This window comes from Aquitalea sp. ASV15 (assembly GCF_016429115.1).
GTDB classification, from domain to species: domain Bacteria; phylum Pseudomonadota; class Gammaproteobacteria; order Burkholderiales; family Chromobacteriaceae; genus Aquitalea; species Aquitalea magnusonii.
In genome coordinates, this window is record NZ_JAELTZ010000235.1 from 1 (window position 1) to 269 (window position 269).

The window sequence follows — 269 nt, forward strand, 5'->3', positions numbered from 1 at the left end:
TCGCGCCAGTCAGGGTGTAGTCGCTGTCGCTCAGCGTCAGGCTGTTGAAGCCTGACAGGGCGCGGCTGCCAACGTGGGCGCTGGCCAGGGTGGCGCTGCCGCCAACGGTGACGGTGTCGCCAACGATCTGGTTGCTGACCGACAGGTTGCTGCCCTGGGCAGTAGTCGTGCCGTTATAGGTCTGGCTACCGGTCAGGGTCACCGCCAGCGGGTTGACCGTCATGCTGCCGGTCGCGCCAGTCAGGGTGTAGTCGCTGTCGCTCAGCGTC

1 protein-coding gene is annotated in these 269 nt (G+C 66.5%); it reads right to left on the reverse strand.

Features of this window, described 5'->3' with window-relative positions; all coding sequences use genetic code 11:
* A partial coding sequence (locus tag JHD64_RS22560) for a YDG domain-containing protein (protein WP_199055807.1) occupies nucleotides 1-269 on the reverse strand: 269 nt, incomplete at both ends.